This window comes from Streptococcus oralis, assembly GCF_965111685.1.
Taxonomy (GTDB): domain Bacteria; phylum Bacillota; class Bacilli; order Lactobacillales; family Streptococcaceae; genus Streptococcus; species Streptococcus oralis_B.
Genome location: NZ_OZ217340.1, coordinates 849607 through 865194 on the forward strand (window position 1 = coordinate 849607; position 15588 = coordinate 865194).

The window sequence follows — 15588 nt, forward strand, 5'->3', positions numbered from 1 at the left end:
ATATGTATAACCTATTATTAACCATTTTATTAGTATTATCTGTTGTGATTGTGATTGCGATTTTCATGCAACCAACTAAGAACCAATCCAGCAATGTATTTGATGCCAGCTCAGGTGATTTGTTTGAACGTAGTAAAGCGCGTGGTTTTGAAGCTGTGATGCAACGTTTGACAGGTATTTTAGTCTTTTTCTGGCTAGCCATTGCCTTAGCATTGACAGTATTATCAAGTAGATAAGAAATGGGCGAGACTAGGTCTTAGCCTATTTTTATTTTTATACTCTTCAAAAATCAAATTCAAACCACGTCAGCGTTGGCTTGTCGTACTCAAGTACTGCCTGCGCCTAGCTTTCTAGTTTGCTCTTTGATTTTTATTGAGTATTAAATGATGTTTGAGAAGGTCTTACAGTAAAAGAAAATTAAAAAATCTAGAAAGAAAACATGAAAGATAAAATTAAAGATTATTTGCAAGAGAAGGGGCGAGTGACGGTAAATGACCTAGCTCAGGCTCTCGGAAAGGATGGGTCAAAGGATTTCCGTGAGTTGATTAAAACCCTGTCTCTCATGGAAAGAAAGCACCAGATTCGATTTGGAGAAGATGGCAGCCTCACCTTGGACCAGAAGAAGAAACATGAAATCACCCTCAAAGGGGTTTTTCATGCCCATAAAAACGGCTTTGGCTTTGTTACTCTAGAAGGGGAAGAGGACGATCTTTTTGTAGGAAAAAACGATGTCAACTATGCCATTGATGGCGATACAGTTGAGGTGGTCATCAAGAAAGTTGCTGACCGCAACAAGGGAACTGCTGCAGAAGCCAAAATTATTGATATCTTAGAACACAGCCTGACAACCGTTGTCGGTCAAATTGTTCTGGATCAGGAAAAGCCCAAGTATGCTGGCTATATTCGTTCCAAAAATCAAAAAATCAGCCAACCGATTTATGTGAAGAAACCGGCTATCAAGTTGGAAGGTACTGAAGTTCTCAAGGTCTTTATTGACAAATACCCAAGTAAGAAACATGATTTCTTTGTCGCTAGTGTGCTAGACGTGGTGGGGCACTCGACTGATGCTGGGATTGACGTTCTTGAAGTCTTGGAATCCATGGATATTGTTTCAGAATTTCCAGAAGCTGTTCTCAAGGAAGCAGAAAGTGTGCCAGAAGCTCCGTCTCAAAAGGATATGGAAGGTCGTCTGGACCTGAGAGATGAAATCACCTTTACCATTGACGGTGCGGATGCCAAGGACTTAGACGACGCAGTACACATCAAGCCTTTAAAGAATGGCAATATCGAACTCGGAGTTCACATCGCAGATGTTTCCTACTATGTGACCGAGGGTTCTGCCCTTGACAAGGAAGCCCTTAACCGCGCGACTTCTGTCTATGTGACAGACCGAGTGGTTCCAATGCTTCCAGAGCGTTTGTCAAATGGCATCTGCTCTCTCAATCCTCAAGTAGATCGCTTGACCCAGTCTGCTATTATGGAAATTGATAAACATGGTCGTGTGGTTAATTACACCATTACCCAAACAGTTATTAAGACGAGCTTCCGTATGACCTATAGCGCTGTTAATGATATCCTAGCTGGCGATGAGGAAAAGAGACGAGAGTTTAAGAAAATTGTTCCAAGTATCGAGCTCATGGCCAAGCTTCATGAAAGGCTAGAAAGCATGCGTGAGAAGCGTGGTGCCCTTAACTTTGATACCAGCGAAGCTAAGATCTTGGTGGATAAAAAAGGCAAGCCTGTGGATATCGTTCTTCGCCAACGTGGTATTACTGAGCGGATGATTGAGTCCTTCATGTTGATTGCTAATGAAACGGTTGCCGAGCACTTTAGCAAGTTGGATCTACCTTTCATCTATCGAATTCACGAGGAGCCCAAGGCTGAAAAAGTTCAGAAGTTCATTGATTACGCCTCTAGTTTTGGTTTACGAATTTATGGAACTGCCAGTGAGATTAGCCAAGAGGCTCTCCAAGACATCATGCGTGCTGTTGAGGGAGAACCCTATGCGGATGTATTGTCCATGATGCTTCTCCGTTCTATGCAACAGGCTCGCTATTCTGAGCACAATCACGGTCACTATGGACTAGCCGCTAACTATTACACTCACTTCACCAGTCCTATTCGCCGTTATCCAGACCTTCTAGTCCACCGTATGATTCGGGACTATGGTCGTTCTAAGGAAATAGCAGAGCATTTTGAACAAGTGATTCCAGAGATTGCAACCCAGTCTTCCAACCGTGAACGTCGTGCCATCGAGGCTGAGCGTGAAGTCGAAGCCATGAAAAAGGCTGAGTACATGGAAGAATACGTTGGTGAAGAGTACGACGCAGTTGTATCCAGCATCGTCAAATTCGGTCTCTTTGTTGAATTGCCAAATACAGTCGAAGGTTTGATTCACATTACCAATTTGCCTGAATTTTATCATTTCAACGAGCGAGATTTGACTCTCCGTGGAGAGAAATCAGGAACAACCTTCCGTGTGGGACAGCAAATTCGCATTCAAGTTGAAAGAGCCGATAAGATGACGGGAGAGATTGATTTCTCTTATATTCCAAGTGAGTTTGATGTCATCGAAAAAGGCTTGAAACAAGCTGGGCGCAAAGACAGAGGTCATGGTTCAAGTCGTCGTTCAGACAAGAAGGAAGACAAGAGAAAATCAGGACGCTCAAATGATAAGTACAAGCATTCACAAAAAGATAAAAAGAAAAAAGGCAAGAAACCTTTTTACAAAGAAGTAGCTAAGAAAGGAGCCAAGCATGGCAAAGGGCGAGGGAAAGGTCGTCGCACAAAATAAAAAGGCGCACCACGACTATACAATCGTTGATACGCTAGAGGCAGGAATGGTCCTAACCGGAACTGAAATCAAGAGCGTTCGAGCTGCTCGAATCAATCTCAAGGACGGCTTTGCCCAAGTAAAAAATGGGGAAGTCTGGCTGAGCAATGTTCATATCGCCCCTTACGAAGAGGGCAATATCTGGAACCAGGAACCAGAACGTCGTCGTAAACTTTTGCTCCATAAAAAACAAATTCAAAAATTGGAACAAGAGACCAAAGGGACAGGAATGACCCTTGTTCCCCTTAAAGTCTATATTAAAGATGGTTATGCTAAACTCCTTTTAGGACTTGCTAAAGGGAAACATGACTATGACAAACGGGAGTCTATCAAACGTCGTGAACAAAACCGCGACATCGCGCGTGTGATGAAAGCTGTCAACCAGCGTTAAGAAGAGGAAGTAAAATGGAAAAATTAATTGCCTATAAACGGATGCCCTTGTGGAATAAACAAACCATGCCTGAAGCTGTTCAGCAAAAGCACAATACTAAAGTCGGCACTTGGGGAAAAATTACTGTGTTGAAAGGGGCTCTCAAGTTTATTGAGTTGACTGAAGATGGTGAGGTTCTAGCTGAACACCTCTTTGAGGCAGGGGCTGACAATCCCATGGCGCAACCGCAAGCCTGGCACCGAGTAGAGGCTGCAACAGACGATGTAGAGTGGTACTTGGAATTTTATTGTAAACCTGAGGATTATTTCCCTAAGAAATACCAGACTAATCCAGTCCATTCAGAGGTCCTAGAGGCTATGCAGACGGTGAAACCTGGAAGAGCCTTGGATTTGGGTTGTGGTCAGGGGCGTAACTCTCTCTTTCTCGCACAGAATGGTTTTGATGTGACAGCTGTGGATCAAAATGAATTGTCCCTTGAAATCTTGCAAAGCATTGTGGAACAAGAGGATCTAGACATGCCTGTCGGACTTTATGATATCAATTCTGCCAGTGTTAGCCAAGACTATGATTTTATCGTTTCAACAGTTGTTCTGATGTTCCTACAAGCGAACCGCATTCCAGCTATTATCCAAAATATGCAGGAGCACACCACGGTCGGTGGTTACAATCTTATCGTCTGTGCCATGGATACAGAGGATTATCCTTGCTCAATCAACTTCCCATTCACTTTTAAAGAAGGGGAGTTGGCGGACTACTACAAGGATTGGGAATTGATTAAGTACAATGAAAACCCAGGACATCTGCACCGTCGTGATGAAAATGGTAATCGCATTCAACTACGCTTTGCGACTATGCTAGCCAAGAAAATCAAGTAAATCAAATCTTTACAAGCGAATAGAAACCACTTTACAAGGTTTCTATTCATTTTTATTTGCGACGGTAGAGTGGGGAAGCAGGATTTTATGCTATACTAGAAGTAGGAAATGTGAGCAGTAGAGCTGTATTATTTTTCTCTCGGCTTGAGAAAGTGTAGATGATGGAGGTGGTCCAATGACGAGTCTTTTGGTGGAATTGTATGATCGGCATGTATTGGAAAAGAATGTCTACCAGGCCTTTATCAGTGATTGTGACGAGATTCTCTTCCTTTCTTTGACGAAAATAAGCAATAATGAAAAACTCTCTCTCCGTCAGTTTATCCTTGAAGAAGTCCCCCATATCCAACGAGTGTCCTTTCGTCAGCTATCTTTAGAACAATTATCAAATCAGTTAGATTATTGCCTAGCAGGCTATGACCAGGTTCTTCTTGATGTTTTTGGTGGGGATTCGCTACTAGCCTTATCCCTCTATCAATACGGCTTGGATCGTCACCTCCCCATCGTTGCCATGGATGTCGAGCGGGGAAAACAATACAAGTGGGTAGCCGGTCAGTTAGAAAAAGAAGATTTGGACATTCCAACCCTAAGCATCCAACAGTTGATAGCCTTACGTGGTGGCAAGCTTCTCAAATCCAAACGGCCTTTACATACTCCTAAACAAATTGCTGCTATTAAAAAACTAGCCAGCTCTGCTATTGTCAATCCCGCCCATTGGTACCAAGTGACCCAATTTTTCTCTCTAGCTAAGACCAATGACCTGCATGCTGAGACAAAGAAGATACTGGAAAACAATGGCAGGTATTATCACTATCCAGAATCCCTTATTCCTTTACTTGTGGAAGCGGGAATGCTTTGTATTGAAAGCGAGGACAAGAAACGAGTAGCATACAGCTTTCCAAGTCAAGAAGCTCAAGTCTTTTGCCGCAATAAGGGACATATTTTAGAGGTATATCTCTATCTCTTGGCGCTTGAATCTCAGCTGTTTGATGAGTGCATGATAGGCGGTGAGATTGATTGGAATGGCATCTTTCCAGAGGCAGACAATGTTCAAAATGAGATTGATGTCATTCTGAGAAAGGGACGCTCGATTACCTTTATCTCCTGCAAGATGACAGATTTATCTGTTGAAGCCATCAATGAACTAGAAGTCTATGCCAATCATTTTGCTGGGGAGAGTTGCCTCAAGTTAATTGTCTGTACGGGGAAAATCAATCCTGTTTATGCCAATCGCTGCCAGGAATACGGCGTGCTGGTCATTAGAAGTGAGCAGATTCCCAATCTCATTCCCATGCTAAAAAAATATTCTAAGAGACAAAAAAGATAAGAAATAATATTAAGAAAGGCTGGAATTCCAGCCTTTTTTACTTCTTTTTCGAATAAATGAGAAAAGGAGGTAGACCATGTTTGTAGCCAGAGATGCCAAGGGGAATTTGGTGAATGCCCTCGAAAAAGATGTGACCAAGCAAGCTTATACTTGTCCAGCCTGTGGGGGCGGGCTACGGTTACGCCAAGGACAGAGTATTCGAACGCACTTTGCCCATGAAAGGTTAAGAGATTGCATCGCTATATTTGAGAATGAAAGTCCAGAACACTTGGGCAACAAAGAGGCCCTTTATCATTGGGTCAAGAAGGACAATCAAGTCGCCTTAGAATATAGTCTGCCCGAGATTCAGCAGATAGCAGATGTTCTCGTCAATGAGAAACTAGCTCTGGAGGTTCAGTGCAGTCCCTTGTCTCAAAAGCTTTTAGGTGATAGAAGTCAAGGATACCGTAGCCAGGGCTATCAGGTTATCTGGCTACTGGGAGAAAAACTCTGGTTAAAAGAGCGATTAACACAACTGCAAAGGGGATTTCTCTATTTTAGTCAAAATATGGGTTTCTATGTTTGGGAACTAGATTTCAAAAAGCAAGTTTTGAGACTCAAATATCTTCTGCATCAGGACCTACGTGGCAAGCTTCATTTTCAGGTCAAGGAATTTCCCTATGGTCAAGGAAATCTCTTGGAAATTCTACGATTTCCTTATCAAAAACAAAAACTGCCTCGTTTTGCAGTTGTGCAAGATTCCACTATCTGTCACTACATTCGCCAGCAGTTGTACTACCAAACGCCCTACTGGATGAAGAAGCAGGAGGAAGCTTATTATCAAGGAGACAATCTATTAAACCTTCAACTAGACGACTGGTATCCCCAGGTCAGACCAATAGAATCGGGTGATTTTTTGCAGATTGAAACGGATCTGACTAGCTATTATAGAAATTTTCAGGCTTACTATCAAAAAAATCCGAAAAATAATCGCCAAAAGCTCTATCCACCAGCCTTTTATCACTTATATTTCTCAAAAAATGTGGTAAAATAGAAAGGATGGAGGAATCTTATGGTATTACAACGACATGAAATAAATGAAAAAGATACATGGGATCTTTCGACAATCTACCCAACAGACCAGGCTTGGGAAGAAGCCTTGAAAGATTTAACTGAAAAAGTACAAACAGCAGCCCAGTATGAGGGACATCTCTTGGACAGCGCAGACAGTTTGCTTGAGATCACAGAATTCTCACTCGATTTGGAACGCCAAGTTGAAAAGCTTTATGTCTATGCGCATATGAAAAATGACCAGGACACGCGTGAAGCCAAGTATCAAGAGTACTATGCTAAGGCAATGACCCTATACAGTCAGTTAGAACAAGCCTTTTCATTCTATGAACCTGAGTTTATGGAGATTAGGGAAGAGCAGTATGCGGCCTTCCTAGAAGCTCAACCAAAACTCCAAGTTTACAAGCACTTTTTTGACAAGCTCTTGCAAAAGAAAGACCATGTTCTTTCGCAACGTGAGGAAGAATTGCTTGCTGGAGCAGGAGAAATCTTCGGTTCTGCTAGTGAAACTTTCGCTATTTTGGACAATGCGGATATTAGCTTCCCATACGTCCTTGATGATGAAGGCAAGGAAGTGCAACTCTCACACGGTACTTACATCCGCTTGATGGAGTCTAAAAACCGTGAAGTGCGTCGTGGTGCCTATGAAGCTCTCTATGCGACATACGAGCAATTCCAACACACTTATGCTAAGACCTTGCAGACAAATGTTAAGGTGCAAAACTACCGTGCCAAAGTTCGCAACTATAAGAGTGCTCGCCATGCAGCCCTCGCAGCAAACTTTGTTCCAGAAAGTGTCTATGACAATCTAGTAGCAGCAGTTCGCAAGCATTTGCCACTCTTGCATCGTTACCTTAACCTTCGTTCTAAAATCTTGGGAATTTCAGATCTCAAGATGTATGATGTCTACACACCACTCTCGTTAGTAGATTATAGCTTTACCTACGAAGAAGCCTTGAAAAAGGCAGAAGAGGCCTTGGCGGTCTTGGGTGACGACTACTTGAGCCGTGTTAAACGTGCCTTCAGTGAGCGTTGGATTGATGTCTATGAAAACCAAGGCAAGCGTTCTGGTGCCTACTCTGGTGGTTCTTATGATACTAATGCCTTCATGCTTCTCAACTGGCAGGACAATCTAGATAATCTCTTTACCCTTGTCCATGAAACAGGTCACAGTATGCACTCAAGCTATACTCGTGAAACGCAGCCTTATGTTTACGGAGATTACTCTATCTTCTTGGCTGAGATTGCCTCAACGACCAATGAAAATATCTTGACAGAGAAATTGTTGGAAGAAGTAGAAGACGATGCGACACGCTTTGCTATTCTCAATAACTTCCTAGACGGTTTCCGTGGAACAGTCTTCCGTCAAACTCAATTCGCTGAGTTTGAACATGCCATCCACCAAGCAGACCAAAATGGAGAAGTCTTGACCAGCGATTTCCTCAATAAACTCTACGCTGACTTGAACCAAGAGTACTATGGACTCAGCAAGGAAGACAATCCTCAGATCCAATACGAGTGGGCGCGCATTCCACACTTCTACTATAACTACTATGTTTATCAGTATTCAACAGGTTTTGCAGCTGCTTCAGCCTTGGCTGAGAAGATTGTCCATGGTAGTCAAGAAGATCGTGACCGCTATATCGACTACCTCAAGGCAGGTAAGTCAGACTATCCGCTCAATGTTATGAGAAAAGCGGGTGTTGATATGGAAAAAGAAGACTATCTTAACGATGCCTTTGCAGTCTTTGAACGTCGCTTGAACGAGTTTGAAGCCCTTGTTGAAAAATTGGGACTAGCTTAAGATGGTAGAGTCTTATAGTAAAAATGCCAATCACAATATGCGCCGGCCTGTCGTCAAGGAAGAAATCGTAGAACTCATGCGCCAGCGTCAAAAACAGGTGACAGGTTCTTTGAAAGAATTGGAGACCTTCGCTCGCAAGGAAAACATTCCCATTATTCCCCATGAAACGGTCGCGTATTTTCGATTTCTCATGGAGACCATACAGCCCAAGAACATTTTGGAGATTGGGACGGCAATTGGTTTTTCAGCCCTCTTGATGGCGGAACATGCGCCAGATGCCAAGATTACAACCATTGACCGTAATCTTGAGATGATAGGCTTTGCCAAGGAAAACTTTGCCCAGTTTGACAGTCGTAAGCAAATCACCTTACTTGAAGGTGATGCTGTTGATGTTTTATCTACTTTGACAGAAACATATGATTTTGTCTTTATGGATTCGGCCAAGTCCAAGTACATCGTCTTTCTACCAGAAATCCTCAAGCACTTGGAAGTTGGTGGAGTAGTGGTCTTGGATGATATTTTCCAAGGAGGAGATGTTGCCAAGGACATCATGGAAGTCCGCCGTGGTCAACGAACCATTTACCGTGGTTTGCAAAGACTTTTCGACGCAACTTTGGACAATCCAGGTTTAACAGCAACTCTAGTTCCACTTGGAGATGGTATTCTCATGCTACGAAAGAATCTAGCAGAAGTAGAGCTTCCTGAGAGCGAATGATTTTCAGAAAAATTTAAGAAATTATAGTAAAATAGATAAGGTAACACTTACCGTAAAAGGAGTAAAAATGAAGAAAAAACTTATGGCAGGAGCCATCACACTTTTATCAGTAGCAACACTTGCAGCTTGTTCAAACAGTTCTGAAGGAAAAGATTTGATCAGCATGAAGGGCGATGTGATTACAGAGCATCAATTCTTTGAAGAAGTAAAGAACAATCCAACTGCACAACAAGTCTTGCTCAATATGACCATCCAAAAAGTATTTGAACAACAATATGGATCAGAGGTAACGGATAAAGATGTGGATGATGCCGTTGCTGAAGAACAAAAGAAATACGGCGATAGCTACAACAGCGTGCTTCAACGTGCAGGTATGACACCTGAGACTCGTAAAGCTCAAATCCGTACCAGCAAATTGGTTGAATTGGCAGTTAAGAAGGCTGCTGAGAGTGAGTTGACAGACGAAGCTTACCAAAAAGCTTTTGAGTCTTACACACCAGATGTAACAGCTCAAATCATCCGTTTGGATAATGAAGACAAGGCAAAAGAAGTACTTGAGAAAGCTAAAGCAGAAGGTGCAGATTTTGCTCAGTTGGCAAAAGACAACTCTAACGACGACAAAACAAAAGAAAATGGTGGAGAAATCACTTTTGACTCTGCTTCAACAGAACTTCCAGAACAAGTCAAGAAAGCAGCTTTTGCTTTGGATGTGAACGGGGTTTCTGATGTGATTACAGCTACTGGAACACAAGCCTACAGTAGTCAGTTCTACATCGTCAAAGTAACGAAGAAAACAGAAAAATCTTCTAATATCGAGGATTATAAAGAAAAATTGAAGACCATCATCTTGACTCAAAAACAAAATGATTCAGCCTTTGTTCAAGGAGTAATTGGTAAAGAATTGCAAGCAGCAAACATCAAGGTTAAAGACCAATCATTCCAAAACATCTTCACCCAATACATCGGTGGAGGTGACTCAAGCTCAAGTAGCAGTTCTTCATCTAACTAAGAAAGCAAAAAACAAATCTCAAAAGAGATTTGTTTTTTTTATACCTGATACTAGAAAATGGGTAAAATTCGAAGGATTAAAGGATAAGAGTTTTTTTCTTTCTGAAAAAGTGGTATAATAGCAATCAAAACTAGAAAATAAAACGGAATTGGGAACAGAAGCGTCTGTTCCTATTAGAGTGGTGAAATATGAAAATTAGTAAAAGGCACCTACTAAACTATTCCATTTTGATCCCTTACTTCCTTTTATCGATTTTGGGGCTGATAGTGGTGTACTCGACAACGAGTGCAACCTTGATTGAAGAAGGAAAAAGCGCCTTTCAATTGGTGCGTAACCAGGGGATCTTCTGGATAGCTAGTTTGATTCTGATTGCCTTAATCTATAAATTAAAATTAGGTTTCCTAAGAAACGGACGTCTCATCTTTATCGTAATGATTGTGGAGATGGTTCTTTTAGCTCTGGCGAGACTGGTCGGAACACCTGTCAATGGAGCATACGGATGGATTTCTGTCGGACCTGTAACGATTCAGCCTGCAGAGTACCTTAAGATTATCATTATCTGGTACCTAGCACATCGATTTTCAAAACAACAAGATGAGATTGCGGTTTATGACTTCCAGGTTTTGACACAGAATCAGTGGCTACCTCGAGCTTTTAATGACTGGCGTTTTGTTCTGCTGGTTCTGATTGGTAGTTTGGGGATTTTCCCAGACTTGGGAAATGCGACCATCTTGGTCTTGGTGGCGCTCATCATGTATACGGTTAGTGGGATAGCCTATCGTTGGTTCTCGACCATTCTGGCTCTCTTGGCAGGGAGCTCAATGTTAGTCTTGTCTGTCATTCGCTTTGTTGGGGTTGAAAAGTTCTCTCAAATTCCTGTATTTGGTTACGTTGCTAAACGTTTTAGTGCCTTTTTTAATCCCTTTAATGACTTGGCGGGTGCAGGACACCAGCTCGCAAATTCCTACTATGCAATGGTAAATGGTGGCTGGTTCGGACTTGGATTAGGAAATTCCATTGAGAAACGTGGTTATCTGCCAGAAGCCCATACGGATTTCGTCTTTTCGATCGTTATCGAGGAGTTTGGATTCGTAGGAGCCAGTATGATTTTGGCTCTACTATTCTTCTTGATTTTGCGAATCATCTTGGTTGGTATTCGAGCAAAGGATCCTTTTAACTCTATGGTTGCTATTGGTGTCGGAGGGATGATCCTTGTTCAGGTCTTTGTTAATATCGGTGGGATTTCAGGGTTGATTCCTTCTACAGGGGTAACCTTCCCCTTCCTTTCACAAGGTGGGAACAGTCTATTGGTATTATCCGTAGCAATCGCGCTTGTACTGAACATTGATGCAAGTGAAAAACGTGCCAAACTTATCAGAGAATACGAGAATCAAACCGATGAAAGTCTGTAAGGATTGAATGGAAAGGAAAGTATATGTCTCTTCAAAAATTAGAAAACTATAGTAATAAAGCAGTAGTCCAAGAAGAAGTCTTGATTCTGACTGAGCTATTAGAAGATATCACAAAGAATATGCTGGCGCCAGAAACCTTTGAAAAGATTATCCAGTTGAAGGAATTATCAACTAGTGAGAATTATCAAGGGCTCAATGACCTAGTGACCAGTCTTTCGAATGAAGAAATGATTTACATTTCACGCTATTTCTCTATCCTTCCACTTTTGATTAATATCTCTGAGGATGTGGATTTGGCCTATGAAATCAATCACCAAAACAATGTGGACCAAGACTATCTAGGGAAACTATCTACAACGATTAAGATGGTAGCTGAAAAAGAAAATGCAGCCGAAATTTTAGAAAAGTTAAATGTCGTTCCTGTCTTAACCGCCCATCCAACGCAAGTACAACGTAAGAGTATGCTGGATTTGACCAACCATATCCATACGCTTTTGCGCAAGTACCGTGATGTCAAACTAGGCTTGATTAACAAAGAAAAATGGCACACGGATCTCCGTCGTTATATTGAGATTATCATGCAAACGGACATGATTCGCGAGAAGAAATTGAAAGTAACCAACGAAATTACCAACGTGATGGAGTACTATCAAAGTTCTTTCTTGAATGCTGTTCCCCGTTTGACGGCTGAGTATAAAAAATTAGCCAAAGAACAAGGTATTGAGCTCCAACATCCAAAACCAATTACCATGGGGATGTGGATAGGAGGAGACCGTGATGGAAATCCTTTCGTAACTGCGGAAACCCTCAACAAATCAGCCTTGACTCAGTGCGAAGTCATCATGAACTACTATGATGAAAAGATTTATAATCTTTACCGTGAATTTTCACTTTCAACCAGCATCGTGAATGTCAGCGACAAGGTCCGTGAGATGGCGCTGAAGTCACAAGACAACTCCATTTATCGTGAAAAAGAACTTTATCGTAGAGCACTCTTTGATATCCAAGCTAAGATGCAGGCAACCAAGGCTTATCTCATTGAAGACAAGGACCTTCAGCCTAGATATGCCACTGCAGATGAATTTTATCAAGATTTGTTGGCCATTCGCGACTCTCTCCTTGAGAACAAAGGAGAATACCTGATTTCAGGAGAATTTGTCGAGTTGATGCAAGCTGTCGAAATTTTTGGTTTCTACCTTGCTTCTATTGATATGCGCCAGGATTCTAGTGTTCACGAAGCCTGTGTGGCTGAATTGCTAGCATCAGCTGGTGTTAACGACCATTATAGTGACCTTTCTGAAGACGAAAAATGCGCTCTCCTCTTAAAAGAGTTGGAAGAAGATCCTCGTATCCTCTCAGCGACTCATGCTGAAAAGTCAGAACTGCTTGAAAAAGAACTCTCTATCTTTAAAGCTGCGCGTAAGTTGAAGGACAAACTAGGTGAAAACGTCATTCGTCAAACCATCATTTCTCACGCAACCAGTGTATCCGATATGTTAGAGCTAGCCATTATGCTTAAGGAAGTCGGCTTGGTGGATGCCCAAAAAGCCCGCGTTCAGATTGTTCCCCTCTTTGAAACAATCGAAGACTTGGATCACTCAGAAGAGACTATGAGAAGATATTTCTCTCTACCTTTGGCTAAAAAATGGATTGCTTCAAAAGACAACTACCAAGAAATCATGCTTGGCTACTCTGATAGTAACAAGGATGGTGGTTATCTATCATCATGTTGGACCCTCTATAAAGCGCAACAACAACTGACGGCTATTGGGGATGAATTTGGCGTTAAGGTTACTTTCTTCCATGGTCGTGGTGGTACTGTGGGTCGTGGTGGTGGACCAACTTATGAAGCCATCACATCTCAACCACTCAAGTCTATTAAGGACCGTATCCGTCTGACTGAGCAAGGAGAAGTCATTGGAAACAAATACGGTAACAAAGATGCAGCCTATTATAACCTTGAAATGCTGGTTTCTGCAGCCATTAACCGTATGATTACCAAGAAGAAGAGCGATACCAATACGTCAAATCGTTACGAAGCTATTATGGATCAAGTAGTGGACCGTAGCTACGATATCTATCGTGATTTGGTCTTTGGAAATGAACATTTCTATGACTATTTCTTTGAATCAAGTCCAATCAAGGCTATTTCAAGCTTCAATATCGGTTCGCGTCCAGCAGCTCGTAAGACCATCACTGAAATTGGCGGTTTGCGTGCCATTCCTTGGGTCTTCTCATGGTCACAAAGCCGTGTCATGTTCCCTGGATGGTATGGTGTAGGATCAAGCTTTAAAGAGTTTATTGATCAAGATCCAAAGAATATCGAATTCCTTCGTGATATGTACCAAAACTGGCCTTTCTTCCAATCTTTGCTTTCCAATGTAGACATGGTCTTGTCTAAGTCTAATATGAACATTGCTTTTGAATATGCCAAGCTTTGTGAAGACGAAGAAGTACAAGCTATCTACTACACTATTTTAGATGAATGGCAGTTGACTAAGGACGTTATTTTAGCTATCGAAGGTTATGACGAACTCTTGGCAGAAAACTCTTACCTAAAAGACAGTCTAAACTATCGTATGCCTTACTTTAATATCCTGAACTACATCCAGTTGGAGTTGATCAAACGTCAACGTCGCGGAGAATTATCGGCAGACGAAGAAAAACTGATCCATACAACTATCAACGGAATTGCAACTGGTTTACGTAATTCTGGCTGATATTCTACAAACTTCCTCTTTTTTCAAGGGGAAGTTTTTGAATTGTTTAAAAAATTCTAAAAATAAGCTTGACAAGTAGTTGAAAAATGATATAATTTAAACATTCAGAAAGTAATCTTGCTCATTTTTTAGAGAGTCTGTGGTTGGTGAAAGCAGATAGATGAAATTGATGAAATTGGGCTGAATGTACTTAAGAATTTGAAATCATAAAAATTCGGTGAGCACACCTTACAGTGCAACTCGTGAAGCGAGATTGAGAGATAGGGGGATTCCCTATAATTGAGGTGGCACCGCGCATCGACGTCCTCACACAAGTTTTTTGTGTGAGGACTTTTTCTATTAGGAGGATGATGATGGAATTTAAACGATGGCGTCGCTTGTTTTGTTGAAAAGAGCATTATACAAGTGATTTAAAAGGAGAAAGAATATGAAAAATAAACGTTTGATTGGAATTATTGCTGGATTAGCAGTATTGGTAGTGGCTAGCTTGATTTATTCATCTATGAACAAGCCAGCAGCGAAGGTGGAGCAAAAGGTTGCTAAGGTTGGTGTTCTTCAATTTGTTAGTCACCCATCTTTGGACTTGATTTATCAGGGGATTCAAGATGGACTAGCTGAAGAAGGCTATAAGGACGACCAAGTAAAAATCGACTTTATGAACTCTGAAGGTGATCAGAGCAAGGTTGCAACCATGAGTAAACAATTGGTGGCAAATGGAAACGACGTTGTTGTTGGGATTGCAACACCAGCTGCTCAAGGACTTGCTAGTGCTACAAAAGATCTACCTGTTATCATGGCTGCTATTACAGACCCAATCGGTGCTAACTTGGTCAAAGATTTGAAAAAACCAGGTGGCAACATCACAGGGGTGTCAGATCATAACCCAGCTGAACAGCAAGTGGAATTGATTAAAACTTTGACACCAAATGTCAAAACAATCGGAGCTCTTTATTCAAGCAGTGAAGATAACTCAAAAACACAGGTAGAAGAATTCAAGGCTTATGCTGAAAAAGCAGGCTTGACAGTCGAAACATTTGCCGTTCCATCGACTAACGAAATTGCTTCAACAGTTAATGTCATGACAAGCAAGGTCGATGCAATTTGGGTTCCAATTGACAACACCATCGCATCCGCATTTTCAACAGTTGTTTCAAGTAACCAAACAGCTAAAAAGCCAATCTACCCAAGTGCCACTGCCATGGTAGAAGCAGGTGGATTAGCATCTGTAGTAGTTGACCAACACGATCTTGGAGTGGCTACTGGTAAAATGATTGCCAAAGTTTTGAAAGGTGAAAAACCAGCTGATACGCCAGTTAATGTCTTTTCAACTGGTAAGTCAGTGATTAATAAAAAACTAGCGCAGGAACTTGGTATTACCATTCCTGAGTCCGTTCTAAAAGAAGCGGGACAAGTGATTGAATAAAGATAAAGGAGGAGCTGGACACATCTCCTCCC

At 41.7% G+C, this 15588-nt stretch carries 12 protein-coding genes; all 12 read left to right on the forward strand.

What is annotated here, in order from left to right; genetic code table 11:
* Positions 1 to 2: 2 nt before the first annotated feature.
* On the forward strand, positions 3 to 236 hold the full coding sequence (gene secG, locus ACLV7H_RS04535) for a preprotein translocase subunit SecG (protein WP_000282517.1): 234 nt from the start codon (positions 3 to 5) through the stop codon (positions 234 to 236).
* A gap of 203 nt (positions 237 to 439) precedes the next feature.
* Positions 440 to 2794: a ribonuclease R gene (gene rnr / locus ACLV7H_RS04540; RefSeq protein WP_411866486.1), complete on the forward strand. Its 2355-nt coding sequence runs from the start codon at positions 440 to 442 to the stop codon at positions 2792 to 2794.
* Positions 2757 to 3224, forward strand: coding sequence for an SsrA-binding protein SmpB (gene smpB / locus ACLV7H_RS04545; RefSeq protein WP_001051742.1), 468 nt, complete (start codon positions 2757 to 2759; stop codon positions 3222 to 3224). Before rnr ends, smpB begins: the two co-directional genes overlap by 38 nt.
* Positions 3225 to 3238: 14 nt before the next feature.
* On the forward strand, positions 3239 to 4099 hold the full coding sequence (gene tehB / locus ACLV7H_RS04550; protein WP_000413062.1) for an SAM-dependent methyltransferase TehB: 861 nt from the start codon (positions 3239 to 3241) through the stop codon (positions 4097 to 4099).
* Positions 4100 to 4274: 175 nt separating this feature from the next.
* Positions 4275 to 5423 (forward strand): hypothetical protein, encoded by a 1149-nt coding sequence (locus ACLV7H_RS04555; RefSeq protein WP_411866487.1) that lies wholly within the window; start codon positions 4275 to 4277, stop codon positions 5421 to 5423.
* A gap of 76 nt (positions 5424 to 5499) precedes the next feature.
* Positions 5500 to 6456 (forward strand): competence protein CoiA, encoded by a 957-nt coding sequence (locus ACLV7H_RS04560; RefSeq protein ID WP_411866488.1) that lies wholly within the window; start codon positions 5500 to 5502, stop codon positions 6454 to 6456.
* A gap of 18 nt (positions 6457 to 6474) precedes the next feature.
* Positions 6475 to 8277 carry an oligoendopeptidase F gene (gene pepF / locus ACLV7H_RS04565; RefSeq protein ID WP_411866489.1) on the forward strand — a complete coding sequence of 601 codons (1803 nt, stop codon included), beginning with the start codon at positions 6475 to 6477 and terminating at the stop codon, positions 8275 to 8277.
* 1 nt (position 8278) lies between these two features.
* Positions 8279 to 8992: an O-methyltransferase gene (locus tag ACLV7H_RS04570; protein ID WP_000230408.1), complete on the forward strand. Its 714-nt coding sequence runs from the start codon at positions 8279 to 8281 to the stop codon at positions 8990 to 8992.
* Between the two features lie 67 nt (positions 8993 to 9059).
* Positions 9060 to 10001, forward strand: a complete 942-nt coding sequence (gene prsA / locus ACLV7H_RS04575) for a peptidylprolyl isomerase PrsA (protein WP_000728083.1) — start codon at positions 9060 to 9062, stop codon at positions 9999 to 10001.
* A gap of 188 nt (positions 10002 to 10189) precedes the next feature.
* Positions 10190 to 11413 (forward strand): cell division peptidoglycan polymerase FtsW, encoded by a 1224-nt coding sequence (gene ftsW, locus ACLV7H_RS04580; RefSeq protein ID WP_000703343.1) that lies wholly within the window; start codon positions 10190 to 10192, stop codon positions 11411 to 11413.
* A 23-nt stretch (positions 11414 to 11436) separates the two neighbouring features.
* Entirely contained in the window at positions 11437 to 14133 is a 2697-nt protein-coding gene (ppc, locus tag ACLV7H_RS04585; RefSeq protein ID WP_411866490.1) for a phosphoenolpyruvate carboxylase, read from the forward strand.
* A gap of 427 nt (positions 14134 to 14560) precedes the next feature.
* Positions 14561 to 15556, forward strand: coding sequence for a tryptophan ABC transporter substrate-binding protein (gene trpX / locus ACLV7H_RS04590; protein WP_125847295.1), 996 nt, complete (start codon positions 14561 to 14563; stop codon positions 15554 to 15556).
* Positions 15557 to 15588: the final 32 nt, after the last annotated feature.